This is a genomic window from Kaistella sp. CFF1-2 (assembly GCF_059509915.1).
Genome location: NZ_JCAKLF010000002.1, coordinates 480,744 through 507,485 on the forward strand (window position 1 = coordinate 480,744; position 26,742 = coordinate 507,485).

A 26,742-nucleotide genomic window follows, 5' to 3' on the forward strand; every position below is an offset into this window, starting at 1 on the left:
TCTTTTATTATTTAGTTTGAGCAGAATCAGCAACGGCAGCAGGTGCAGCAGCTTGTTTCTTAAATTCATTCATAACATACATTGCTACTCTCCATCTGTCACCAGCTTTAAGCTGTCCAGCATAAGATCCCATAGCATTACGGCCATACGTAAGAACATAGTGTACAGAACCAACAGATAATTCTCTATCTGCATAGTTTGGAACACCAGAATAGGCTCCTGATTTTACGATAGCACCTTGACCATCACCCGCATTACCATGACAAGAAGCACATGTTCTTTCATATAGTACTTTACCACGGGCTAAATCTTTATCAAGATTTTTTGCATCTAATGGCGAAGCAGTTACTGCTTTAGAAGCATCGTAACCTCCGTTATATTGATCTGGCGTTAACGCCTTCGCATCGTTTACATCAATAACTCCATCCGTATTCTGAGCAACTGATCCATCAACTGGAATCATACCTGTAGCCCCATTATTTTTCACAAAAGCTGGGATTTCATTTTCATGGCTAGAATAGGCATCCTGAGCTTTCATCAATGGATCATAAGCTACTGGGAAATACATATCTGGAAACCATACCAAAGGTGGATTTTCTTTAGGACCACAAGAAGTTAAAGCAACCGCTGTAAGACCTAATATCCCCGTGATTTTTATGATTGAATTCTTCATATTACGCTTCTTTAACTGAGATTTCTTCAGCACCCGTATCAATTAAAATTTGTTTAATTGCATCAACATCACCACTTACGAACTCCATCATGAACTTGTCATCTGTTGTTCTTGGGTCTGGATTTTGTGCCGGAGCACCTGGATACATTTTATTTCTTACAAAATACGTTAATGACATCATGTGCGCCGCACAGAAAACCATTAACTCGAACATAGGAACCACAAACGCTGGCATGTTGTGCGCCCAATCGAAAGCTGGTTTACCTCCGATATTTTGTGGCCAGTCACGGTTCATCATGTAATACGTAGTTAAAGCTCCAATAGAAAGCCCATATACCGCATACATGAAAGCTGCGTCTGAAATTCTCGTTTTCTTTAGCCCTAAAGCTTTGTCCAATCCGTGAACCGGAAATGGCGTATACACTTCATTAATGGCTATTCCTTTATCGTTAAACGCTTTAACACCATTCATCAAATCGTCATCGTCAGCGTAAACTCCGTAAATAATTTTAGTGGTGCTCATCTCCTTCTTTTGCTTTATAAGTTTCACCTGAAATTTTCAAAATCGACTTCAATTCCGCTTGTGCAATTACTGGGAACGTTCTTGCATACAATAAGAATAATACTCCAAAGAAACCGATTGTTCCTAAATAAACACCTACGTCAATAATCGTTGGTTTAAACATCGTCCAAGATCCTGGCAAGTAGTCTCTAGAAAGGTTGATAACAATGATATCAAAACGTTCAAACCACATCCCGATGTTGATAACTAACGCGATTAAGAATGTTGCTAAGATATTTGTTCTTACTCTCTTGAACCAAAACGCTGCAGGAACTACCAAGTTACAGATAATCAACGCCCAGAATGCCCACCAGTATGGACCAGTTGCTGCTCCTGGAGAAAGGTAAACGAAATCTTCAAAACGAGACCCTGAATACCAAGCGATGAAATATTCACAAGCATAAGCTACAGTTACCATACCACCTGTTACAATGATTACGATATTCATAATCTCAATGTGGTATTTCGTGATATAATCCTCAAGGTGACATACTTTTCTTGCTACCAACAATAACGTTTGTACCATCGCAAATCCTGAGAAGATTGCTCCAGCAACGAAATATGGAGGGTAGATAGTAGAGTGCCATCCTTTAATTACCGAAGTCGCAAAGTCAAATGATACCGTCGTGTGTACTGAGAATACAAGTGGAGTTGCTAAACCTGCAAGTACCAAAGATACTTCTTCAAAACGTTGCCAGTGTTTTGCTTTACCACCCCAACCGAAAGCTAGGAATGTATAAATTTTCTTTGTAAAAGGTGTTTTCGCTCTATCACGAATCATGGCGAAGTCAGGAATAAGACCTACAAACCAGAATACCGTTGATACAGAGAAATACGTTGAAATTGCAAATACGTCCCAAAGTAACGGTGAGTTGAAGTTTGGCCAAAGTGAACCAAATTGGTTTGGTAAAGGGAATACCCAATATCCTACCCAAACTCTACCCATGTGAATTACCGGGAAGATAGCTGCCTGAACTACCGCAAAGATCGTCATCGCCTCTGCAGAACGGTTTACAGACATTCTCCAACGTTGTCTAAATAATAACAATACTGCGGAGATTAAGGTTCCGGCGTGACCGATACCTACCCACCATACGAAATTGGTAATATCCCAACCCCAGTTAACAGTTCTGTTCAATCCCCATGCTCCAATACCTGTTCCGATAGTGTAAGCGATGCAGCCGAATCCGTAAATGAAAAGAACCAAAGAGGCATAAAGTGAAATCCACCACAGTTTACCGGCTCTTTCTTCAATAGGTCTCGCAATATCTTCTGTGATATCGTGATACGTCTTGTGACCAATTATTAAAGGTTCCCTAATCGGGGCTTCGTAATGTGACATTGTTTAGCTTATTATTATTTAAACTTATTTTTGTTTTCTGTTTCTAACTTTCGTGTGATAGAATACGTTTGGTTTTGTACCAATCTCTTCCAATAGAAGGTATCTTCTATTATCACTGTAAAGTTTTCTCACCTCAGATGACTTATCGTTCATGTCACCAAATTTCATAGCTCCTGTAGAACACGCTTGAGAACAAGCTGTTTTGAATTCGCCATCAGCAACTCTTCTACCTTCTTTCTTCGCAGTAAGGATGGTATCTTGAGTTCTTTGGATACACATAGAACATTTTTCCATAACCCCTCTTGTTCTTACAACAACATCTGGGTTAAGAACCATTCTACCTAAATCATTATTCATTTGGAAGTCGAACTTGTCATTCAACGCATAGTTGAACCAGTTGAATCTTCTTACTTTATACGGACAGTTGTTCGCACAATATCTTGTACCGATACATCTGTTGTAAGCCATTTGGTTTTGACCTTGCTTACCGTGTGATGTTGCCGCAACTGGACAAACTGTTTCACAAGGTGCGTGGTTACAGTGCTGACACATTACTGGGTGGAAAATCACATCTGGATTTTCTGCCGGATGATTTAAGATACCACTTTCTTTATTGAAAGCATTACCATACATTCCTGGTACGTTGATTCCTGCTGCTACTGCTTCTTCAGTAGTCATTTTACCATCTTTGTTTGTATCAACTTCAGCAGGAATATCATTTGAATAGTAACGGTCAATTCTCAACCAATACATATCTCTAGACATTCTAACTTCTTCTTTACCAACTACGGCTACGTTGTTTTCCGCTTGACAAGCGATAACACACGCTCCACAACCAGTACAAGAGTTCAGGTCAACAGATAGGTTAAAGTGTGGTCCATCTGTATCATCCCAAGCGTCCCAAAGGTCAATTTTACGTGCTGGTAAAGCTCCGTTAATTGTATGGTATTCCAATGGTTTGTTCCAACCATTTTTAGCATCGTCGAAAGGAACGTTGATGAAGTTTTCTAAAGTAACTTCTTTTGCGATATCGTAACGTCCCATTAAAGTTCCTTGAAGCTGCATTCCTGCAAACTCATGATCTTCACCAGACTTTTCGATCTTCACGTTGTTTAGCATCAAGTTCGAACCATCAAATAATGGATATGCATTGATACCTGTTTCAGCTACTTTACCAGAGTTTTTCTTACCATAACCAAGAGCTAGACCTAAAGATCCTGCCGCTTGACCTGGTTGAATAATTACTGGAACATCCTTGATTGTTACTCCATTAACTGTAACGTTTACTAAATCACCATTCAGCTGCATTCTTGCATTAAGATTATTCTCTAATCCTAATTCTTTAGCATCTTTAGGTGAAATGGTAATATAATTATCCCAAGACATTCTTGTAATTGGGTCTGGTAATTCTTGCAACCAAGGGTTGTTTGCTTGTGTACCATCACCAACAGCTGTCTTAGTATATAATGTTAATTCTAAAGCTGAAGGAGCGAATTTGTTGATTTCTGCAATTGCAGCATCAGCATTTCCTCCGCTATATGATAAACCTGTAGAACCTGTTGTTTCGTTGAAACCGTTATACAAAGCTTGGTTGAAAGAAATACCACTTAGGATTGTTTGAGCATTTGCTTTCAAATAATCGTAGTAGTTATTTTTAGGACTGTTCTTTCCGTTGATCCAAACTAGTAAAGATTCTTCTAACTGTCTAGGTTTGAAAACTTTCTGAATTGTTGGCTGCGTCAAAGCATAGAAACCTGACTGCGGCGTGAAATCTGCCCAAGACTCTAACCAATGAGCAACTGGAATAACTGCCTTAGAAGCTTCGTACATTTCATTCTTCTTATCAACGAAAGAGATTACATTGCTCACTTTCTTAACAGCTGCTTTGAAAGCTTCACCGTTTTTAGAAGAATAAATTGGGTTGATATTATTTACGATTAGCGTACCTACTTGTCCCGCATTCATCCAAGACAAGAATTCTTGGTAACGTACACCGTCAAATTCTTTTAGCAAATTAGCTTTTCCTGTAAATGCAGTAGAACCTAACTTTTGGTTGATTAAGTGTGAAAGAACAATCGCTGCTTTGCTACCATCAGCTAAAACAACTGCTTTGTTTCCTTTCGCTTGAAGTTCTTTAACCAATTCTGAAGCTACTTTATCAGCAGTTCCTCCGTTCAATCCTTTGTAAACTTCAACTAAAGTTTTAAGAACTGCACTTGGCTTAAGATTAAAACGAGAATCGGCATTAGCACCCGTTAAAGACATATTAGATTCCACTTGGATATGTCTCATCATGTTTGCGCCTGGCTTTCTAGCTGCTGCGTAAGAAACCTCTAAGCTCTGTGCGTTGAAATCTCCTAAGAAATCTGCTGCGAAAGAAACAACCAATTCTGAGTTTGATAAGTCGTAAACAGGAAGCGCTCTTGTTCCGAATACTTCTTGTGCTGCATCAAGGTTTGCAGCGTATGGATAGGCATCATAAACTACTAATTCAGCAGCAGGATATTTTGCTTTAAATTCTCCAAATAATTTTTTGAATGTTGGTGAAGGCAATGAATGTGAAAGAACCACGATTCTTTTTCCACCATTTTGAGCATCCGTTAAAGATTTAAGAACATAGTCATCAACTTTATCGAATGTTTCGTTTTTACCGTCTAATTTAGGTTGCTTTACTTTATCGTTGTCGTAAAGTGAAAGAACACTAGCCTGAGCTCTAGCATTGGTTGTACCAAATCCTTTTGCTGCTGTATTCGGTTCAATTTTAATTGGACGACCTTCTCTCGTTTTTACTAAAACACTAGCAAAATCGAATCCATCAAAATAAGCAGAAGCGTAATAATTAGGGATTCCTGGAATAATGTTATGCGGCTTTACCACATAAGGAATCGTTTTAATAACAGGAGCTTCACAAGCAGCCAATGTTACTGCTGCTGTAGAGAATCCTAATAACTTAAGAAAATCTCTTCTGGAAGTAGAAGTAGCGCCTGTTTTTTCGTCCGCTAAAAATTCATCTACTGGAATTTCGTTTTGAAACTCCTTTTGAGCCAACTGCTTGTTAAGCGTTGGATCATTTAGTTCATGAATACTTCTGAATTGTATTTTATTTGAAGCCATTGATACTTCTTATTTTTTCGTTATTAATAATGACATTTACCACACTCTAAACCTCCGATTGCGTCTACGGTAATCTTACCTTCGGATTTAGGATACTGTTTTTTCAGTTTCTCGTGTAGGTTTTGGAAATACTCTTTATTATATCCGTTGCTCGTATCAACTTCCGTTGTACGGTGACATTCAATACACCATCCCATTGTGAAGTCATTAGCCATACGTACCACATTCATGGTATCTACTTGACCGTGACACGCCTTACAAACCACATCAATTTGGTTGTTCGGATTTTTCTTATTGTGAGCGTTGATAATTGCTTGCTCTCCTGCCACTACGTGTTGTGAGTGATTGAAGTAAACAAAATCTGGCATATTGTGAATACGTGTCCATTCTACTGGAGCTGTTTTTCCTGTATACTGTTGTTTTTCAGGATCCCAACCTGTTGCTGCGTAAATTTTCTTGATTTCGTTATCGTAGAACGCTTTATCTTTTCCTGGCTCCATATATTTTCCATTATACTCAGAAATGTTACGGTGACAGTTCATACAAACGTTCATTGATGGGATTTCAGAAACTTTACCATACTTCGCACCAGAGTGACAAAGCTGACAGTCGATATTGTTTTCTCCAACGTGAATTTTGTGCGAGAAGTGAATTGGTTGCTCTGGCGTATATCCTTTGTAAACACCGATCCACATTAACCAGTTCCAAACTCCGTAAACCGCAAACAAGGCCAAAAGACCCATTAACGCTTTACCAACAATTTGGTATTTCTCGTACAACTCACCGAAAGACTTAACTCTTGTAGCACCAAGATCACCAAGTTCTTCCGTTTGTTGAAGTTTTACTAATTGTCTAAGTTTCAACAACAACCAAACTAAAAGTCCAGCAATTGCTAAAAGAGACCCCAGAATGATTTTAGAATTTAAGCTGTTTTTCTTTTCAGCTTCTAGTGCAGCCAATGCATCAGCACCCGTTGCAGCACCTCCAGCAGCAGCTTCTGGTTCTGGAGCTGGCGGATTTGTTGTGTACGCTAAGATATCGTCGATGTCCTTATCAGAAAGATTCGGAAACGGCGTCATCGCAGTCTTATTGAATTTTTCAAAAACTTCGTTTGCGTACTTGTCGCCTGAAGCTCTTAACTCTTCATTGTTCTTAATCCACTTATGAAGCCATCCTGTATCAAGACCTTGGTCTTTCTGCAAACGATCTACCACACCACCAAGTGCAGGACCAATCAATTGTTTGTCTAAAGCGTGACACGCGGTACAGTTTGCCTTAAAGAGCTTCTCTCCATTTTTAGGATCGCCTTCTTGTGCATAAATAGAAGCACCAGTTGACAACAATAAACTTATCGCTATCAGACCTTTCTTGTAATGCTTTCTCCAACTAATCATTTATGGTAAAATTGGGTTATTTAATTAATCTACTATTAGAATCAATTCCGCAAAAATAAAACTTTTAACACAATTTTAAGAGCCATAGAGGGAGCTTTATTCGGAATCAAGGTAATTTATACTGATTCTAAATAGATGGTTTTGGTATATTTTTTATTTATATTACATTTGCGTAAAATAATTAATTGATGAAAAATCTTTTAAAGTCTTTTGGCTTATTTTTGATATTCGTATCCCATCTATCAATCGCTCAACAAGTTACTAAAAAAGATACCCTTAGTGGTACTGAGGTTAGTGTAACCATGGACAAGCGTATAAGCGATCTTATGGATAAGGCGGAAGCAAATTGTGCGATCTCGAGACCAACCTCAAGCTCTTCAAGTTCTGGAATTTCTGACGGATCAGAATCGAGAGCAAGTCGTGTAAACGTTCCAAGTAGAAAATTAACAACTGCTGAGATTTGTAGACAAAACCCACGATTAATGGGTTATAAAATTCAGCTTACTGTAGTGAAAACCAATGCAGAAGCAAACGAAATCAAAGCCTATTTCAGAAGAAGGTTCCCTTCAATTAAAGCAGAAACCGATGCTTCACTTAGACCAAATTATAAAATCTTAGTTGGAAGTTACTTTAAAAAAGAAACTGCAGCACCGGATTTGAGAAGAATCCGAGAGTATTTTAAAAATGCAACGATTGTACAGTACTACATTTTCTGTGCTGAAGCAAAATAATCGCAAAACGATAAAAATAAAAAAGTCCGAACCAGAGGTTCGGACTTTTTTATTGATAGTATTGATTTAGAAAATCAAAAAACTCGGTCATTCGATAGATGTTGTTTCCTAGTAGAAAGGCAAACAACATGAGAAAAACTCCAAACACTAGAGAAAATCCTAATTTCGAATCTCGATAAGAATACAATAGCCACCCAATAAGTAGCGGATAAACAAAAACAAAGTGTCCGCCGTAAATGTAGGACGTATGCAATCCGAATTTTAGGACACAGTGGATGATGATATCCACTAAAAACGAAATCGTCAATATCCAAACCAATTTATTCTTGCGATTCTGAAAAACACTCCATACAACAAGCGCTAGCAAGATTCCAACAAAAAGATATTGCCCAATTCCGTCGTAAACATCCATGAACAAAGCTTTATAGTCGTATCCTTTTTTATTATGGTAATCGCGAATCATAAAGCTTGAAAACAAAACATTGCCACCGAAAAACCATGAAACAATCATATCCCAAATAGGAACGGATTTCGGTTGTGAAAATTTCTCATACTGCTCCGAAGTTTTGCTAAAAATTCGTGTAACATCCCAGTCTAAACGATTTAGATAGAGAAGAACAAAAGCAACAACAGAAATACCAACTCGTAAAACAGCGCTTCCAAATTTCTTCCAACTTCGAAAAACATCTTTTTCAAAAAGAACTGGAATGTAAACTTTTACAATATTCGTGATCGTTAAACCTCCCGTTGAGATCGCTAAAAAGCCTAGTCCAACTCCAGAAATTTTCTTGTCTTCACGGATTTTTAACGCAGCGTAATAATTAAAAATCGTCAGCAACAAAAAGGTATACGTATAGGTTTCTGGTGTAAACGAAAGCAAAATACTTGTCGAAAAAAATGCAGTAAACACGACTAACAATACCGACACGTATAGCGGAAGTCGAATGATATTTTTTAAATATTTGAATATTTGAATCAACGATAAACTAACCGTTAAAACACTGAAATAAGCTAGAATCAATCGAAAATCAGCATCATATTTTTCGCCAGAAATCCAAAGTGCGAAATTTCGAATCTGATCGAAAAAATAATTGGCTAGTGGATGTCTTTCAAAACCGCCACCTGTAAAAACAATCGAACGATTATCAAAACTAAAATAGGCATCCCAAGGGATTCGATTGTCAAAGATGATTCGATAGTTTAGGGCAATCTCGGTCGCGAGAAACCCAAAACCAAATAAAAAAACCAAAAAAAGAAGAATTTCTGTCTTTGTTGAAGGAAAAACCAACTTAATCAAATTGTAGAAAAACGATTTCGCTTTTGTCATGAATTATAAAATTGCGGCAAAAATACGGATTCTAAGAACTGCATGAAAGAGTTGAACACCCCGGTTGATCATCAAATCCTAAAGGTCTCTTTTTAGAAAACTCAGGATAAAGTTCTTGATATGGATTTTGTAAGGCATCCCATAATTTTGAAAACAGCGTCATATCGCCTGAATTCACTTCTTCAATACACTGAAATAGCAAATAATTACGTAACGTAAATTTCGGATTGGATTTTTGCATCAAATCTAAAGACTCTTCTTTTGAAACTCCATTCTTTTCTAAACGTTCCTTGTATGCATTTAAGAACGTATTAAAACGTTCCATCTCTGAATCGGAAATACGTTTGTACGAAATCTCATCCCAATTCCATTGAAAATTAGCACCGACACGATAACGTTCCAATTCAGTAAAAAACAAGGTATAATCGAATTGCAAATCTTGCAAAATCCCTGTTAGTTCGGTAATCAAATCTTCATCGCCATTTTGTAGTTCATCAATTCCAAGCTTTCGAAGCATCATACTGTCATACTGCTTCCAAAAATAACCGCTAAAATCATTTAAAATATCTTGCAAAGCGCTTTCGTCTTCAATAATTGGAAAAATGGCATTAACCAATTGCCATAAATTCCATTGTGCAATTTGACCTTGTTTTCCAAAAGCATAACGTCTTCCTGGAAGATCTGTGGTGTTTGACGTGAAGTTAAGATCATATTGATCCAGCATAGAATATGGCCCGTAATCAATTCCTAAACCAAGAATCGACATATTATCAGTATTCAAAACGCCATGAACGAAACCAACACGCATCCATTCGCAAATCAAATCTGCCGTTTTTTTAGAAACTGCTTTAATCCACGTTATATATTTTTCTTTTCCTTCACTTTGAATTTCCGGAAAATATCTCGCAATTGTATAATCGCATAATTTCTTCAACTCGTCGATTTCACCACGAGAAGCCAACAATTCAAAATGACCAAAACGAAGAAAACTTGGCGCCGTACGCATGACAATGGCTCCTTTTTCGTATTCAGGATTTCCATCGTACATCATATCTCGAACGACCATCTCGCCAGATAAAGACAAACTTAAGGCTCGCGTTGTTGGAACGCCCAAATGATGCATGGCTTCACTCATCAAATACTCACGAATAGACGACCTTAAAACCGCGCGACCATCAGCATGTCGAGAATATGGCGTTGCGCCTACTCCTTTCCATTGCAATTCGGTTGATTTAGCATCTGCATTTGAAATTTCACCTGCAAAAATAGCACGCCCATCACCTAATTGTCCTGCCCAATTTCCAAATTGATGTCCTGCATAAGCAGTGGCATACGTAACGACATTCGATGGTAAATTTTGTGCAGATAAAAAACCTTCACCGCCATTAAGAACTCCCATACCTATCTCATTTGAAAGATTGGAATTGAAATGAAGCAAAGACGAATTTGGAAAATCCATAGGCATCACCAAAGCATATAAAAAACCTGGAGTTTGACGCTGTCTCGCATCTAACGAAAGATCCCCAGAAAATTGTTTTATAAAAGGCTGTGTAATATTTTGAATATTCATAAGATAAAAAACCTTCCCGTTGGGGAAGGCTTTATGTTTTTATTTGTTAAAATCAATTTCTGATTCTTTATTCAGATTTTCATTGATGTTTTCTTCTTTTTTCTTCGTGCTTCCGCCTTCTCCACCTGAATTGGGTTTCGGCTTCGGATTTTGAATATCGTCCATAGTTTGTAAACCTCCCAAATCTCCGTAACCACCTCCAAGTCCAGAAAGTTCGGCACATCCGCCACTCCAATCTGTCGGTTTCACGAATTTATCATCTGGTGTAATTCCGAGTGTTTTATCGGCCCAAACCTTCTTCATGTAGATTGCCCAAATCGGTAAAGCCATTTTCGCCCCTTGACCTTCACCGGTTGACCAGAAGTGAGTTGCTCTATCTTCCCATCCAACCCAAACTCCTGTTGCTAAATTCGGAACAATTCCCATAAACCAACCGTCGGAGTTATTCTGCGTAGTACCCGTTTTACCGGCAATTTCCACCGCTTTTGAAATTCCACGTCGACCTAATTCACCAGAAGCCGTACCAAATTGCGCCACTCCTTTCATTAAATCAATCATGGTATAGGCATATAATTCGTTTAGAACTTCTTTAGGCTCGTGTTTTACCTCAGCAATTAGTCGTGAATTGGCATCTTCAATACGCCAAATCATTTCCGGCTTCATATAATTTCCAAAGTTTGCAAACGTAGAATACGCACCTAACATTTCGTAAATCGTAATATCCGACGTACCTAATGCCATAGACAATCCTTTGTGCTGAGACATATCTTCTGTTACGCCTAAATCACGCATGGTTTGGATAACACTTTCGGTACCTACCATCTCTGCTAAACGAACAGCCACCGGGTTTTGAGAGAATGCCAATGCATTCCTCAGGGTTGGTGTGCCACCAGAACCTTTTGTTGTATACCCTGCTTTTGAGAACGTCGCATTAGAAACCGTAGAACAAGGAGTCATATTCAGCTTCATAATCGCCGTTGCATATACGAACGGTTTAAATGTTGAGCCTACTTGTCTCTTACCTTGCTTGATGTGATCGTATTGGAAATGTTGCCAGTTGATCCCTCCAACCCAAGCTCTAATCTCACCTGTTGCTGGAACCATGGACATTAAACCTGCCTGTGCAATTTGCTTATGGTATCGAATAGAGTCGTACGGAGACATTTCTACTTCTTCTTCGCCGTTCCAAGTGAAAATCGTTGTTTTAATCGGCTTTTGAAACTCCATCATGATGGAATCTTCCGGAACCTCTGCACGAACTAATTGCTTGTAACGACCTGTTCTTTTGATGGCTTGCATCATGATTTTATCAATCTGCGATTTATTCAAATGATAGAAAGGTCGTTTTGGATTACGCTTCATTTCGGCATCAAAGCTTCTTTGAAGTGTTGTTAAATGCTCTTTCATGGCCTCTTCGGCATATTTTTGCATCTTAGAATCTAAGGTTACATAAATCTTCAAACCGTCTTTGAAAAGATTCAGTTTTTTTCCTTTCTCTTTTTCGTATTTGTCAAGATATTGATTAATCTCTTTTCTCAAATAGAATTTATAGTACGCAGAATACCCGTCTTCAATAGATTTCACTGGGTGATAATCTAGCGTAATTGGCGTACTAATCGCTCTTTCATACGTAGCTTGATCGATGTATTGCGTTTTCAACATTTGATCCAAAACTACATCTCTTCTTTGCTTAGCCTTTTCTGGATTACGCATCGGATTATTCTTAACCGGATTTTCCAACATCGCAACAAACATCGCTGCTTCTGGTAAGGTTAAGTCCTTCGTACTTTTATTAAAATAGATTCGAGATGCCATCTCAATTCCATTGGCATTATAAAGGAAATCGAACTTATTAAAATAGAAAGTGATAATTTCTTCTTTCGTATAACGCTTCTCTAAACTAACTGCCACAACCCATTCTTTCAGTTTTTGGAAACCTCTTTGGACTTTATTGGCAGATACATTATCTGTAAAAAGCAATTTAGCAAGTTGTTGCGTAATTGTAGACCCTCCACCTCGCTTTCCACCGAAAACAACGGCTCTAGCAACGGATTGAATATCAATCCCGGAATGCTCTCTAAAACGCTCGTCTTCTTTCGCTTGAAGCGCATAAATCAAATGCGGTGGTAACTCTTGATAGGTAACAGGCTGTGTTTTTTCTTTTTCGAATTTCCCTAATCGAACTCCATCCGATGAGAAAATCTCCGAAGCCACGTAGATATCTGGCGAATCAAGCTCGCTCATTTCCGGCATTTCTCCTAAGAAACCTTCGGAAACAGCAAAAAACAGCGCCGCTACACCGAGCACCACTGCTAATAAGCTTATCCAAACATATTTAATCCATCTTCTCACTCCCGACTTTCCGCTTTTCTTTTTCGGCGGCAAGGGAAATGTGGAATTACCATTTTGTTTATTCTTATTCACTTCCATGTATTATGGTTGTACTTGTTCAATTTTTACTCCAAAATCCTCAATCCCTGCTAATTTATCATTTCGCATGGCTTGTTTTACTTTAATTATATACTTTCCATTTTCAGGAAAAGTATACTTGGTTTTGTACTGAAATAATATTTCTTTGGTATCGCCAAACCCGCTTCCTTTCCACTCTCCATTGGGTTTTGCCATTGAATAATTCAACGTATCTACCTTCGAATTTTTCGCTCCCACTTTCTCTAAAGTACTGAAAAAACGAATGTTACTATAAGGATAGTCGTTGTTATTTCGTACAACAAATATAATATTTTTCGCAATCCCTGCATCTTTTACTTCAATAGGAAACTCTAAGGTTTTCTTTGCGTCCCAATTTCCTTGAAGCGAGTTCATAGAAACGGCTTCTTTAGAGCATGAAACGAAAAGCACTAATCCTAGTCCTAACGAAAAATACTTATGCATTGGTATTTGGATTATTCGGTTTTTGTTGATTTTGAGTTTTTGGACCATTTCCAGAACGCTTTTTAAAATTCTTTTGAGGCGGTCTATTTTGGTTTTGACCTTGCTTTTTTGGAGCGTTTCCTGTTTCAGAATTTTTCGGAGCTTCGCCAGTTGGTTTCTGCTGATTTTTATTCTGCTGATCTTGTTTTTGTTCTTTTGGACGATCGGAATTTGTATTTGGCTTGCGATCTTTTCTTCTGTTTTGATTGTTTCCGTTCTTGTTCGGACGGTTTTTCTTCTCAAAACGATCAACACTATCTTCCTGAATCAAATCAACATTCGATTTCACGGCAGAAATATTGTGCGACATCATGTCTTCCAAAGGAAGCGCCTTCATGCCTTTTTTATTCTTCGCTAATTCTTCTTTAACTTTAACGATATCCAAATCAAACCAAGCTACCGGACTATCTGCATATGCAAACCACATTCTTCTTTTGAAAACGTCGATTTTAATACAAAACGCACGTCCTTTCTCTGTATCTAAAACAGAGTTTGAAGGTGGAAAATCATTCAGAACATCCAAATAACTATCTAATTCGTAGTTTAGACAGCATTTTAACTTACCACACTGACCAGCAAGCTTTTGAGGATTGATACTTAATTGCTGGTAACGTGCCGCGTTGGTATTTACCGAACGGAAATCCGTTAACCATGTACTACAACACAATTCGCGACCACAAGATCCAATACCTCCCACTTTCGCCGCTTCTTGACGGAAACCGATTTGTTTCATATCGATTTTTGTTTTGAAAGCTAAAGCGTATTCTTTAATTAATTGACGGAAATCAACACGTGTATCAGCAATATAATAGAAGGTAATTTTCCCTCCATCACCTTGGTATTCAACATCGGTGATTTTCATATCCAACTTAAGATAAGAAGCCAAACGACGTGCTTCACGCTTTACGGTTTCTTCTTTTTGACGTAGTTCTTTCCAAACATCAACGTCTTTTTGGTTGGCTACTCGATAGATTTTAAGGGCTTGCTCCTCAGATGCTCTTTTTTTCTTCATCTGAATTCGCACAAGCTCTCCTGTAAGGCTTACTACGCCTATATCATGTCCCGGACTGGACTCCACTGTTACAATGCTTCCGATATGTAAAGGCAACTGATGTACATTTTTGAAGAACAACTTTCTGTCATTCTTAAAACGAACCTCAACATAATCACATTTTGTGTTTCTATTCGGTCTTTCAACATTAGAAAGCCAATCGAAAACACTTAATTTATAGCTATTTCCACATGTGTCAACACTTTGACAACCTGTAGAACTTTTTGTACCGCAACTATGAGTGGAATCTCCGGATGTCTTACATCCACAACTCATATATTAAGTTTTTTAATTCTTTTTAATTCTTGCAAATTTACTATAAAAAAGATTAGTGCTTAAAATTAATTTATTTTCTGAATATGAAGCCTAGTTGCTACATACTTTTTTAAAATTCATGTTTAAAATTAAACACTTATTTAATTTAACATATTCTAAAAATCACTTTTTCCTTTATTTATAGTTAAATACAAGTAAACTATTCGAGTTTTTCAAAATTAAACTAATGCAATAAATAGCATTTTGTTTAAAAATATTAGCATTCCCTTAACATTTGATAGAAAATAATTTTATATTTGAAGCAATAACAAATTTGAACATGAAAAAGCTATTAATTACAGCCTCTTTACTTACGGGTATGATGGTATTTGCTGGTGGATTCAGAGTATCATTGCAAGGGGTAAAACAACTTGCTATGGCTCACACTAGTGCACATGCAGAAGATGCGAGTGTTGCATTCTTCAACCCTGCGGGAATTTCTTTCATTCCTTCTAAATTAAGTGTAGTAGCAGGTGGCTTTGGAGCAAAATCTAAAGTAACGTATCAAAACCTTGACACCAATCAATCTTACGAAACGGACAACCCAATAGGAACACCTATTTATGCTGCTGTTGCTTATAAAGTAACGCCAAGTATCTCTGTAGGGTTCAGTTTTGCAACACCTTTTGGTAGTACAATTGACTGGGGAGACTCTTGGTCTGGAAAAGAAATGGTTCACAAAATGGAACTTAAAAGTATGTTCTACCAACCCATGGTTTCTGTGAAACTTGCACCTTGGGCTTCATTTGGTATGAGCTATATTTATGCTACTGGTTTAGTAGATTGGGATAAATCTGTAACTCAGTTTGGTGGTTCGATGAACATTAACGACGATAAGGCTTCAGGAAGCGGATTCGGATTAGGATTCTATTTCCAACCAAATGATAAATTGGATGTAAGTATCGCGTATCGTTCTCCTATTGATATGAAAGCAGAAAACGGAAAAGTAACGTTCAACGTTGCTCCAAGTTTATTCTCATTAATAGGCCTTGATGCAAATGGACAAGATAACTTTAAGGCGACACTTCCTTTAGTAGATGAATACACCATTGGTGCAACGTACAAAATCACGCCGAAGTGGAAAATGTCTGCAGATTTCAACTATACTGGTTGGTCTGGGTACGACAAGTTAACTTTGGATTTTGAAAATGCAAAAGTGGGTAATCAGCCAGGAGACGCTACGGTTCTTGTAACTCCTAAAAACTTCCATAATACAAAAACAATTCGTGTTGGTACAGAATACAAGTTCACTGACATGATTGCAGGTAGATTAGGTTGGTACTTTGATGAAGCTCCATATTCTGATGAAAACTTCATCCCAGAAACACCATCTTTCGATGCTCATGTAATTACAGGAGGTTTAGGATTGAATTTCAATACGTTTGGAGTTGATTTGGCTGTGGCTAAATCTTTCCCAAAAAGCAGAGTTTTCAATAACCCTCAATACAATTTCGCGGGTCAAGCTAAAGCAAGTACACTCTACTTTGGTTTAGGATTGCGTTATAACCTTAATTAATAGACAAATGAAAAAGATTTTTATAAATACAATTGCGGTTTCTGCGCTATTATTAAGCTATAGCTGTGATACCGATTTTGATAAAGACGTTACCGAAACGCAATACACAAGTGGTGAGGCGGATTTCAGCAAATACGTTTCTTTAGGAAACTCGTTAACTTCAGGATATAGAGACAATGCTCTTTATGTTGATGGACAAAACGAATCATATCCTTCCATGATTGCTGCTCAAATGCAATTAGCTGGAGGAGGCGAGTTCAAACAACCGATGATGGCAGATAATCTAGGAGGAATGCCTTCTATCGGAGTGGCAAATAAATTAGTTCTAGCTGTTAATAATGGGGCTCTAGGTCCAGTAGTAGCTTCAGGAACAGGAACAACAACTTTAGCAAGTATTTTCAGTAGTGGACCTTACCAAAACATGGGGGTTCCAGGAGCTAAATCATTCCATTTAGGTGCTGATGGTTACGGAAATGTAGCAGGAGTTGCGGCTGGAAAAGCAAATCCATATTTTGTTCGCTTCGCATCGTCTGCTTCAACATCAGTGTTAAAAGATGCTCTTGCTCAAAAGCCAACATTCTTCTCTCTTTGGATTGGGAATAATGACGTTTTATCGTATGCAACTTCTGGAGGAAGCGGTAAAGACCAAACAGGAAATTTAGATCCTACAACGTATGGTAGCAATGATATTACAGATCCTAACGTTTACAAAGGCGTAATCAATAGCTATCTTCAAGCACTTACAGCTGGAGGAGCGAAAGGAGTTATTGCGAATATCCCTTCAGTAACAGCGATCCCGTATTTTACAACGGTTCCTTACAATGCGGTTCCTTTGGATAATGCAACAGCAACTTCTTTGAATCAGTCTTTATTAGGTCCATTGAAGCAAGTGCTTACAGCCTTTGGACAAGGTTCAAGAATAAATTTAGCTGCAGCTGGTCAAAATCCAATCTTAATTATGGATAAGGATTTGGACCCTATGAAAGCTCAAATCACAGCTGGTTTAACGGCAGCAGGGCTTCCTGCAGCGCAAGCGGCTGCTTTAGGAACATATTTTAGCCAAGCAAGACACGCAACAAAAGATGATTTAGTTGTATTAACTGCATCTTCCGTGATTGGCAAAAATCCAACAAGTAATCCTGCGCCATTTGATAAGTTAGGTGTAACTTTCCCATTGGATGACAAATATGTACTAACGTCAACTGAAACAGCAAGAGTAACCAAAGCAACTACGGCTTACAACGCTGCGATTACAGCTTTAGCAGCTCAGTACAATATCGCTTTTGTTGATGCTAACGCAAAAATGGTTGAGTTAAAACAAGGTTCTGGAATCATGTTCGATGGTGTGAAATACACAGCTACTTTCGTGACGGGTGGAACATTCTCATTGGATGGAGTTCACTTAACAGGACGTGGTTACGGAGTTATTGCAAACGAGTTTATCAAAGCAATTAACATGAAGTACAAATCGAATTTACCACAAGTAAATCCAAACAGTTATTCGGGAGTTACTTTTCCTTAATAATTTTTGAAATACAAAAAACCACTTGAACTTTCAAGTGGTTTTTATTTTTTTTAACTTTGCGCATCTAAATAAAAGTAAAAATGGCTGACCAGGCAACGTATCTGTTTTCAACAAGAACAAGTATCGAATTGTCCCAAAAAATCGCAGATTATTATGGCGAAGAACTAGGGAAAATCAATTTTCAAGAATTTAGCGACGGGGAATTCGAGCCCGTTTTAGATCAATCCGTTCGTGGTGGACGCGTTTTCCTTATCGGATCTACCTTCCCTCCAGCGGATAATTTATTAGAACTTCTTTTGATGATTGATGCAGCCAAAAGAGCTTCTGCTAAAAACATTACGGTTGTAATTCCGTATTACGGACTAGCAAGACAAGATCGTAAAGACAAACCTAGAGCACCGATTGGTGCGAAACTGGTTGCAAATCTTTTAACGGCTGCTGGAGCAACTCGTATTATGACAATGGATTTACATGCAGATCAAATCCAAGGTTTCTTCGAAATTCCAGTGGATCATTTGTATGCTTCAACAATCTTTATTGACCACATTAAGTCCTTAAACCTTGACAATCTTACCATTGCGTCTCCAGATATGGGTGGTGCAAAACGTGCTAAAAACTACGCTGGACATTTAGGTGCCGACGTTGTTATCGCCTATAAAGAGCGTAAAAAAGCAAACGTTGTTGAGGAAATGTTCCTAATTGGTGATGTTGAAGGTAAAAATGTAATCCTTATTGATGACATGATTGACACAGCAGGAACACTTTGCAAAGCTGCCGATATCCTTGTTGAGAAAGGAGCGAAATCGGTACGAGCAATGGCGACTCACGGAGTTCTTTCTGGAAAAGCGTATGAAAATATCAATAATTCAAAACTTGAAGAGGTTATCGTTACCGATACCATTCCTGTAAAAGAAGGTTTGTCTCCAAAAATTAAAGTGCTTTCTTGCGCAGCTTTATTTGCTGATGTAATGAAAAGCGTACATGAGCACAAGTCAATTAGCGATAAATTTATTATTTAAGATCGTTTATCAATATTATAAAAAGGGCTAGCTTCGGCGAGCCTTTTATTTTTTTGACTTTATCATACTGATTTAGAAATTAAAACACTATCTTTGCGCTCTAAAATTTTTAACAAATTTATTTAAAATGAAATCTATTACAATTCAAGGCACAAAAAGAGAAAACGTGGGCAAAAAGTCTACAAAAGCTTTACGTGATGCTGAGCTAGTACCTTGTGTTGTTTATGGAGGTCAAGAACCAATTAGCTTTTCAACTGAAGAGAAGTCTTTCAAGAATTTGGTTTACACTCCAGAGGCGCACACTGTAGAGCTTGTTATCGAAGGAAACACTATTCCTGCTGTACTTCAAGACATTCAGTTTCACCCAATCACAGACAAAATTTTACATGTTGACTTCTACCAATTATCTGCTGACAAGCCGGTTATTATGGAAGTTCCTGTAAGAATTACAGGTCGTGCAAAAGGTGTAGTTGCTGGTGGTGTATTGAGACAATCTTACAGAAAGCTAAAAGTAAAAGCAATCCCTGCAAACTTACCAGACGAAATCGTGGTAGATGTTACTCCACTTAAAATTGGTAACAAATTGTATGTTGCAGCTCTTAAGAGCGAAAAATTCGCATTCATGCACCCAGACAATGCTGTAGTTGCAGCTGTTAAGATGTCTAGAAATGCAATGAAAGGTGGAGCAGCAGCAGCTGATGAAGAGGATGAAGAATTAGCAGAAGAAGTTAAAGATCAATCTCCAGATGTACCTACAACTGAAGAGAAATCTGCAGAATAATTTTTGATAAGAAAATAAACAAAAAAACCTCCCAATAGGAGGTTTTTTTTATGCTATTGCAATTCGATAGGATTGTTATTGTCTTTAATCTCTTGAAGCATCCGTTGACGGAAATCTCCGCCTCCGCCGTTGCCTGGACCGCCGACTCTCACTCCTCGGACGCTGCCTCCTGATGCTGGTGGTGAGATTGCTCCACCGCCGCTGCCACGAATAGCCATCATAAATGACTCAGGATCATCTTGGAAACGCTTAGCAACTTTATCGTAGTCTTTCCTTTTTACTTTAATGGTTTGCCCAAATTGACTCACGGAAGCTATGGCTGCAATTTTCTTAGACTCAGCCATTTCAAATTTGTAATCACCCTTTTCGTCTTCAACCTTAAGAATCAACCCTGGAAGTCCACCAAATTTGTATGGTCCATCCGAAACTGGAATTTCCGACGTAAACCACGCCGTCCATTTTCTACCTCCAAAATCAGCGGTTGCTTTTTGAGCGGTATATTTATCAATTTTCATGGTTTCAGGCTCGATTTTCCACGTAAAAAGATTGCTTTCTGTATACGAATAATTATCACGACCAATTCTATTTTCGAAAGTAACCTCGCCGTTCGCTAAATTTTTTCTCACAGTATAATTAATAGAACTTCTTAAGTCTTGCATCTTCGAAAAATCAGGACGTTGATTGGTTTTTCTGAACTCTGACATTAGAGAATCTCTCTGAATCACTTTTTCTGCAATAAATAAAGATTGTTTCCCATCGGTATCCAGATATGCCAATTCTTTTTTGACATCATCGGGTTTGTTGCTATTGGGTTTCATACTTACGACATATACAAAGCGATTGGTTTGTCCGAAAGCCAAAGCAGAAAGAAGCAACGTCATCGAAACAAGAAAATACTTTTTCATTTTTTCTAAATTGAATTTATACTAGTTTTGATATCCGTTTTCAAAAAAAGTTAAAACGCATTAATAAAATTCAATAGGATTATTGTCTTTTTTAGCGTCTGCTTGAACCTTCTCTTTAAATTTCCTTTCATTATTTAAATTCACCATAGTGTTTTCACCACTGATGCTTGATGGCGGCGGAGGTAAAAATGAAACAGGATCTGTCTGTTGTCTTTTTACGAGTTTTGCAAATTCTTCTTTCTTGACCTTGATTATTTTTCCAAACTTTTTAGATTGGTCGTATTCGGACTTTAGTTTTTCAGATTTCACCAATTCAAATCGATAATCTTTTTTAGAATCTTCCATTTTGATTATCAAACCCGGCAAACCAGAAAACTTATAGGGTCCATCCGAAATTGGTATTTGTGTGGTAAACCAAGCAGTCCATTCTCTCCCACCATAACTAGCAGTTACCTTTTGTACAGCATACGTTGTTATTTTTGACGTTTCTTTTTCGATTTTCCACTTCAGAGGGCTTGTTTCAGAATATGAAAAATAATTTCCGCCAAAAAAATCACGCACTGTAACGGTTTGATCTTTATAGTTTTTTGCTACATAATAAGAAATCTTCACTCTGCCTTTTTCCCAGTCCGTCGACTTCCTAAATGCTTCTTTGTCTATAGCTTTATCATATTCTGCAAATATGGAATCTTGAACAATTGATTTTGATGGGTAAAAAGTGGAACCTTTTGGAGTTGTATCCAAATTCAACAATTCCGTGATTACTTCTTGCCGATTTGTGGAGTCTTTTACAAACTTCAATTCATACATAAAGCGCATGTTTTGAGACAAAACAAAAACTGAAAAAAAGAAACTCGCGACGATGAATATTTTTAATTGCATAAATCTGGTGTTTTAGATTATTTAAATGTACACATTTAGCAAACACAAAATTAAAGTCCTAGAAAAAATTGTATTATGTAAATGTTTGTAAATCATATTTTAAAGCCCTCAATAATAATTATAGTTAAAATGAAATACCAAATTTGATTATGAGTCTTTTAAGTGTTAACTTTGCAAACTAAATTAATTCTAAATAAAAATGATAAAAGTTTCAGATCAGGCCAAAGCCAAAGCAGCCCAGTTAATGACTGAGGAAGGCTTCAATCCTGAAACCGATTATATAAGAGTAGGCGTAAAGAGTGGAGGTTGCTCCGGTCTAGAATACGTCTTGAAGTTTGATAACCAAAAAGGCGAAACCGATCAAATTTTTGAAGACAACGGTGTAAAAGTCGTTGTAGAGAAAAAATCGATCCTTTATCTTGCCGGGACAACATTAGAATATTCTGGTGGATTGAATGGTAAAGGTTTCGTTTTTAACAATCCAAATGCCTCAAGAACTTGCGGCTGCGGGGAGAGTTTCAGTTTGTAGATTAGAGATTTTTAGACAAGAGATTGGAGACATTCTTATCTAAAATCTAAAATTCAAAATCTAAAATTTAATTATGAGTAAGTACACAGAAGACGATCTAAGAGAAGATCTTAAAACGAAAGAATACGAAGCCGGTTTTTACACCGACATCGAGTATGACGATTTTCCGACGGGTCTTAATGAAGATATTGTCCGAATGATTTCGGAGAAAAAAGGCGAACCAGAATGGATGACCGATTGGCGTTTGGATGCGTTCCGAATTTGGCAAAAAATGGAAGAACCAGATTGGGCGAACATAAAATACGAAAAGCCAGATTTTCAGGCGATTCGTTATTATGCTGCTCCAAAAGTAAAACCAGAATTGGCGAGTCTAGATGAAGTTGATCCTGAGCTTTTGAAAACTTTTGCAAAATTAGGTATCAACATCGAAGAGCAAAAACGTTTGGCGGGTGTTGCTGTGGATATCGTAATGGACTCAGTTTCCGTGAAAACGACGTTCCAAGATACTTTGGCGGAAAAAGGAATTATTTTCTGCTCGATTTCTGAGGCGATTAAAAATCATCCAGATTTAGTAAAAAAACATTTGGGAACGGTTGTTCCGAGAGGCGATAACTTCTATTCAGCATTGAATTCGGCAGTGTTTTCTGACGGTTCATTCTGCTACATTCCAAAAGGTGTAAAATGTCCTATGGAACTTTCAACCTATTTCCGTATCAACCAAGCAGGAACAGGGCAGTTCGAAAGAACGCTTGTTATCGCAGATGCAGGAAGTTACGTATCGTATTTGGAAGGTTGTACTGCACCATCTCGTGACGAAAACCAATTGCACGCCGCTGTTGTGGAATTAATCGCAATGGATGATGCCGAAATTAAATATTCAACCGTACAAAACTGGTATCCAGGTGACGAAAACGGAAAAGGAGGTGTTTTCAACTTTGTAACAAAAAGAGGACTTTGCGAAAGAAATGCAAAAATCTCTTGGACGCAAGTAGAAACAGGTTCTGCCGTAACTTGGAAGTATCCGTCTTGTATTTTGAAGGGAGACAATTCAATCGGAGAATTTTATTCGATTGCGGTTACCAACATGCATCAGTACGCAGATACAGGTACAAAGATGATTCATATCGGCAAGAATACACGTTCAACGATTATTTCTAAAGGTATTTCGGCAGGAAAATCGAACAATTCGTATCGTGGATTGGTTAAAGTAATGCCATCAGCAAAAGGTGCGAGAAATTTCTCTCAGTGTGACTCTTTATTGATGGGGAATGAATGTGGAGCACATACTTTCCCGTACATCGAAATCAAAGATCCAACAGCACAATTGGAGCACGAAGCAACGACATCGAAAATTGGTGAAGACCAAATTTTCTACTGCAACCAAAGAGGAATCGATACCGAAAGAGCAATTGCATTAATCGTAAACGGTTTCAGCAAAGAAGTTCTCAACAAACTCCCAATGGAATTCGCCATCGAAGCTCAAAAACTTCTGGAAATTTCGTTAGAAGGTTCGGTAGGTTAATGTGTTAATTTGGAAATGAGATAATTTGATAGTGAAAGACAATATAATTTTAACAAAAACTTTTAATTTTTCATTAAGAATTATCAAATATTGCGAATTACTTCACGAGCAAAAAAAATTTGTGATTTCAAACCAATTATTAAAATCTGGGACTTCAATTGGTGCAAACATTAGAGAAGCTCAAAATTCTGAAAGTAAAAATGATTTTATTCATAAGTTTAAAATCGCCGCAAAAGAAATAGAAGAAACTAATTATTGGCTATTGCTTTGCAAACATTCAGAAAATTATCCAGAATGTGACGACTTGTTAGAGCAACTAAAAGATATTGAAAATATTGCAAATAAAATTATCATTACATTAAAAATAAGTGGTAAGAAATAATTAACTAATTATCAGATTATCTAATTACCACATTAAAAATTATGTTAGAAATTAAAAACTTACACGCCAGAATTGAAGATGGCGCAGAAATTTTAAAAGGAATCAATTTAGAGATAAAACCGGGTGAAGTTCACGCGATTATGGGACCAAATGGTGCTGGTAAATCTACGCTTTCATCAGTGATTGCTGGTAAAGAAGAGTACGAAGTAACGGATGGTGAAATCCTTTTCGAAGGTGATAACATCATCGAAGATGCGCCAGAAGAAAGAGCCCACAAAGGGATTTTCTTGTCTTTCCAGTATCCAGTGGAAATTCCGGGAGTTTCGGTAACGAACTTCATTAAAGCGGCAATGAACGAAAACCGAAAAGCAAACGGTCTTGAAGATATGCCAGCAAAAGAAATGTTAGCATTGATTCGTGAGAAATCGGAGCTTTTGGAAATTAAGAAAGATTTCCTTTCTCGTTCGTTAAATGAAGGATTTTCGGGTGGTGAAAAGAAGAGAAACGAGATTTTCCAAATGATGATGTTGAACCCGAAATTAGCAATCTTGGACGAAACCGATTCTGGTTTGGATATCGATGCGTTGAGAATTGTTTCGGATGGTGTGAATAAATTCAGAAATGAAGGAAATGCGGTGCTTTTAATTACGCACTACCAAAGACTTTTGAACCATATTCAACCCGATTTTGTACACGTTTTGGCGGACGGAAAAATCATCAAAACAGGAGACAAATCTCTTGCATTAGAATTAGAAGAAAAAGGCTACGATTGGCTGCTTAAGTAATTCGAGATTGGATATTTGAAATTTGAAATTGTGGGAACGATTAATAATTTTGAAGATTTGGAAATTTGGCAAAATTCAAGAAGATTTTGTGAATCCATTTATCAAAATTGCGTTCTTAACAACAAATTTCAGAGACATGATAAAACGCAAATTGACAGAGCTTCTTCCTCGATAATGGATAATATTGCTGAGGGTTTTGAGAGAGAAGGAAATCGTGAATTTGTTAATTTTCTTACAATGTCCAAAGGTTCAGCCGGTGAAGTTCGGTCACAACTTATAAGAGCATTTGACAGAAAATATCTGGAAGAAGAAACTTATTTAAAACTAAAAAATGAAAGTTTAGAGATTTCAAAAAAGCTTTCGGGATTTATTAACTATTTGAAAAATTCAACTCATAAGGGAAATAAATTCAATCGAAAGAATGAGGAATAAACGAAAGTTTAACGTCCTCAATTTCAAATCTCAAACTTCAAATTTCAAATATGCTATTAGACCAAATTTTAGAAAATCATACTTCTTTTTTAGAAAGCTTGAAGCATCGTTTTCTCGATGACAAAAGAAAGGCGGCTTTGCAAAAGTTTGCTGAATTGGGCTTCCCAACGAAGAAAGACGAAGAATATAAATACACCAACCTTGCGGAAATTGTAAAAAAAGACTACAATTTTTTCCCAATTAGCGAGCATCACATTACGAAAGAACAAATTGATGCATTGCATTTGGGCGAGGAAAACTTCGATTACATCGTGTTTGTAAACGGAGAATTGCACAAAGAATTGTCGAAAATTTCGATTGCGAATATCGAAATGTTGTCTTTCAATCATGCGTTGAATGATGAAAAACACAAAGCTGTTTTCGATAAATATTTCAATACAATATCATTAGAAAATAATCCTTTTGTGGATTTGAATGATGCGTATTGTAAATTCGGATTTTTCCTTCACGTTCCAAAAAACACGGTGATTGAAAAACCAATTCATGTATTTTATCTTTCTCAAAATCAACAAGAAAACACGTTTTACAATACGCGTAACTTGTTAATTGTTGAAGAAAATTCGAAAGTAGAAGTTATTGAAAGTCATCATAATTTTGATGAAAGTTTTACGTTCACAAATTCGGTGACAGAAATTTTCGTTTATCCAAATGCAAAAGCAGATTGGCATAAACTTCAAAACGATAGCGACACGTCGTATTTAATTGATAATACCTATGCTAAGCAAGAAAAAGACAGTTTAGCAACGGTAAACACCTTCTCTTTTGGAGGAAAATTGGTGCGAAATAACCTTGATTTTATTCAAAACGGAAGCAATATCAATTCGTTTATGAACGGAATTACGGTGATTGACAAAGACCAATTGGTGGATCATCACACGGCGGTTCATCACAATCAACCGCATTGCGAGTCGTACCAAAACTACAAAGGAATTTTCGGTGGAAAATCTCATGGAGTTTTCAACGGGAAAATTTTTGTAGATAAAATTGCTCAAAAAACCAATGCATATCAGCAAAACAACAATATTTTGCTTTCTGAAGGTTCGTCAATCGACACCAAACCTCAGTTGGAAATTTTTGCTGATGATGTGAAATGTTCGCACGGTTGTACGGTTGGACAATTGGATAAAGATGCGATGTTTTACCTTCGTGCACGTGGAATTTCGAAAAATGAAGCACAAGCTTTGTTGCTTTACGCTTTTGCAAACGATGCCATGCAAAACATTGATATCGAGCCACTAAAACTAAAAATATCAAAACTCTTAGCCGAAAAATTAGGCGTAGATTTGATTATTGAAGAATAAAGGAGTAGGGCGTTAATCGCCCTATTTTTGTTTAAATGCAAAATTTTAAAAAAGTAATTCCCCAAATATTATTATTCCTGTTCATTGCTGCGC

The 26,742-nt window shown here is 37.3% G+C and carries 23 protein-coding genes; 11 read left to right on the plus strand and 12 right to left on the minus strand.

Going from position 1 to position 26,742, the window contains the following annotated elements; translation table 11 throughout:
* Nucleotides 1–7: 7 nt before the first annotated feature.
* The 5 genes from AC5XHR_RS07330 to AC5XHR_RS07350 are packed head-to-tail and all read right to left on the minus strand — an operon-like array spanning nucleotide 8 to nucleotide 7,085.
* Nucleotides 8–673, minus strand: a complete 666-nt coding sequence (locus AC5XHR_RS07330; RefSeq protein WP_495950130.1) for a c-type cytochrome — start codon at nucleotides 671–673, stop codon at nucleotides 8–10.
* 1 nt (nucleotide 674) lies between these two features.
* Complete coding sequence (locus tag AC5XHR_RS07335; RefSeq protein ID WP_495950131.1) at nucleotides 675–1,196, minus strand: DUF3341 domain-containing protein; 522 nt, start codon at nucleotides 1,194–1,196, stop codon at nucleotides 675–677.
* Complete coding sequence (gene nrfD, locus AC5XHR_RS07340) at nucleotides 1,183–2,577, minus strand: NrfD/PsrC family molybdoenzyme membrane anchor subunit (RefSeq protein ID WP_495950132.1); 1,395 nt, start codon at nucleotides 2,575–2,577, stop codon at nucleotides 1,183–1,185. Before nrfD ends, AC5XHR_RS07335 begins: the two co-directional genes overlap by 14 nt.
* A gap of 24 nt (nucleotides 2,578–2,601) precedes the next feature.
* On the minus strand, nucleotides 2,602–5,691 hold the full coding sequence (locus AC5XHR_RS07345; RefSeq protein ID WP_495950133.1) for a TAT-variant-translocated molybdopterin oxidoreductase: 3,090 nt from the start codon (nucleotides 5,689–5,691) through the stop codon (nucleotides 2,602–2,604).
* A gap of 23 nt (nucleotides 5,692–5,714) precedes the next feature.
* Nucleotides 5,715–7,085, minus strand: a complete 1,371-nt coding sequence (locus AC5XHR_RS07350) for a c-type cytochrome (protein ID WP_495950134.1) — start codon at nucleotides 7,083–7,085, stop codon at nucleotides 5,715–5,717.
* A 188-nt stretch (nucleotides 7,086–7,273) separates the two neighbouring features.
* Here AC5XHR_RS07350 and AC5XHR_RS07355 point away from each other — a divergent pair, with 188 nt between their 5' ends.
* Complete coding sequence (locus AC5XHR_RS07355; RefSeq protein WP_495950135.1) at nucleotides 7,274–7,816, plus strand: SPOR domain-containing protein; 543 nt, start codon at nucleotides 7,274–7,276, stop codon at nucleotides 7,814–7,816.
* A gap of 49 nt (nucleotides 7,817–7,865) precedes the next feature.
* Here AC5XHR_RS07355 and AC5XHR_RS07360 read toward each other — a convergent pair whose 3' ends face one another.
* The 5 genes from AC5XHR_RS07360 to AC5XHR_RS07380 are packed head-to-tail and all read right to left on the minus strand — an operon-like array spanning nucleotide 7,866 to nucleotide 14,971.
* Nucleotides 7,866–9,143 (minus strand): DUF6080 domain-containing protein, encoded by a 1,278-nt coding sequence (locus tag AC5XHR_RS07360; RefSeq protein WP_495950136.1) that lies wholly within the window; start codon nucleotides 9,141–9,143, stop codon nucleotides 7,866–7,868.
* 31 nt (nucleotides 9,144–9,174) lie between these two features.
* Nucleotides 9,175–10,713, minus strand: a complete 1,539-nt coding sequence (locus tag AC5XHR_RS07365) for a protein adenylyltransferase SelO (RefSeq protein WP_495950137.1) — start codon at nucleotides 10,711–10,713, stop codon at nucleotides 9,175–9,177.
* 39 nt (nucleotides 10,714–10,752) lie between these two features.
* On the minus strand, nucleotides 10,753–13,143 hold the full coding sequence (locus AC5XHR_RS07370) for a transglycosylase domain-containing protein (protein WP_495950138.1): 2,391 nt from the start codon (nucleotides 13,141–13,143) through the stop codon (nucleotides 10,753–10,755).
* A 3-nt stretch (nucleotides 13,144–13,146) separates the two neighbouring features.
* Nucleotides 13,147–13,605, minus strand: a complete 459-nt coding sequence (locus tag AC5XHR_RS07375; RefSeq protein ID WP_495950139.1) for a gliding motility lipoprotein GldH — start codon at nucleotides 13,603–13,605, stop codon at nucleotides 13,147–13,149.
* Complete coding sequence (locus AC5XHR_RS07380; RefSeq protein WP_495950140.1) at nucleotides 13,598–14,971, minus strand: PSP1 domain-containing protein; 1,374 nt, start codon at nucleotides 14,969–14,971, stop codon at nucleotides 13,598–13,600. Before AC5XHR_RS07380 ends, AC5XHR_RS07375 begins: the two co-directional genes overlap by 8 nt.
* Before the next feature lie 319 nt (nucleotides 14,972–15,290).
* Here AC5XHR_RS07380 and AC5XHR_RS07385 point away from each other — a divergent pair, with 319 nt between their 5' ends.
* The 4 genes from AC5XHR_RS07385 (at nucleotide 15,291) to AC5XHR_RS07400 (ending at nucleotide 19,851) form a co-directional block, all read left to right on the plus strand.
* Nucleotides 15,291–16,526 carry an OmpP1/FadL family transporter gene (locus AC5XHR_RS07385; protein ID WP_495950141.1) on the plus strand — a complete coding sequence of 412 codons (1,236 nt, stop codon included), beginning with the start codon at nucleotides 15,291–15,293 and terminating at the stop codon, nucleotides 16,524–16,526.
* 7 nt (nucleotides 16,527–16,533) lie between these two features.
* Nucleotides 16,534–18,048, plus strand: coding sequence for an SGNH/GDSL hydrolase family protein (locus tag AC5XHR_RS07390; protein ID WP_495950142.1), 1,515 nt, complete (start codon nucleotides 16,534–16,536; stop codon nucleotides 18,046–18,048).
* Between the two features lie 83 nt (nucleotides 18,049–18,131).
* Entirely contained in the window at nucleotides 18,132–19,070 is a 939-nt protein-coding gene (locus AC5XHR_RS07395) for a ribose-phosphate pyrophosphokinase (RefSeq protein ID WP_495950143.1), read from the plus strand.
* Between the two features lie 127 nt (nucleotides 19,071–19,197).
* Nucleotides 19,198–19,851, plus strand: a complete 654-nt coding sequence (locus AC5XHR_RS07400; protein WP_495950144.1) for a 50S ribosomal protein L25/general stress protein Ctc — start codon at nucleotides 19,198–19,200, stop codon at nucleotides 19,849–19,851.
* 53 nt (nucleotides 19,852–19,904) lie between these two features.
* Here the strand turns inward: AC5XHR_RS07400 and AC5XHR_RS07405 are convergent, their stop codons facing one another.
* On the minus strand, nucleotides 19,905–20,756 hold the full coding sequence (locus AC5XHR_RS07405; protein ID WP_495950145.1) for a GLPGLI family protein: 852 nt from the start codon (nucleotides 20,754–20,756) through the stop codon (nucleotides 19,905–19,907).
* A gap of 60 nt (nucleotides 20,757–20,816) precedes the next feature.
* Entirely contained in the window at nucleotides 20,817–21,638 is an 822-nt protein-coding gene (locus AC5XHR_RS07410; protein WP_495950146.1) for a GLPGLI family protein, read from the minus strand.
* Nucleotides 21,639–21,837: 199 nt separating this feature from the next.
* On the opposite strand from AC5XHR_RS07410, the gene AC5XHR_RS07415 reads away from it, so the two are divergent.
* From AC5XHR_RS07415 to sufD, 6 genes are all read left to right on the plus strand, one after another.
* Nucleotides 21,838–22,167: a HesB/IscA family protein gene (locus AC5XHR_RS07415; RefSeq protein ID WP_079667693.1), complete on the plus strand. Its 330-nt coding sequence runs from the start codon at nucleotides 21,838–21,840 to the stop codon at nucleotides 22,165–22,167.
* A 73-nt stretch (nucleotides 22,168–22,240) separates the two neighbouring features.
* The gene (sufB, locus tag AC5XHR_RS07420; RefSeq protein ID WP_495950147.1) at nucleotides 22,241–23,689 is read left to right on the plus strand and encodes a Fe-S cluster assembly protein SufB; all 1,449 of its coding nucleotides are present in this window, start codon (nucleotides 22,241–22,243) and stop codon (nucleotides 23,687–23,689) included.
* Between the two features lie 28 nt (nucleotides 23,690–23,717).
* Nucleotides 23,718–24,071 (plus strand): four helix bundle protein, encoded by a 354-nt coding sequence (locus AC5XHR_RS07425; RefSeq protein ID WP_495950499.1) that lies wholly within the window; start codon nucleotides 23,718–23,720, stop codon nucleotides 24,069–24,071.
* A gap of 41 nt (nucleotides 24,072–24,112) precedes the next feature.
* Nucleotides 24,113–24,856: a Fe-S cluster assembly ATPase SufC gene (gene sufC, locus AC5XHR_RS07430; protein ID WP_495950148.1), complete on the plus strand. Its 744-nt coding sequence runs from the start codon at nucleotides 24,113–24,115 to the stop codon at nucleotides 24,854–24,856.
* 30 nt (nucleotides 24,857–24,886) lie between these two features.
* Nucleotides 24,887–25,288, plus strand: a complete 402-nt coding sequence (locus tag AC5XHR_RS07435) for a four helix bundle protein (protein ID WP_495950500.1) — start codon at nucleotides 24,887–24,889, stop codon at nucleotides 25,286–25,288.
* 50 nt (nucleotides 25,289–25,338) lie between these two features.
* Nucleotides 25,339–26,649, plus strand: coding sequence for a Fe-S cluster assembly protein SufD (gene sufD, locus AC5XHR_RS07440; protein WP_495950149.1), 1,311 nt, complete (start codon nucleotides 25,339–25,341; stop codon nucleotides 26,647–26,649).
* Nucleotides 26,650–26,742: the final 93 nt, after the last annotated feature.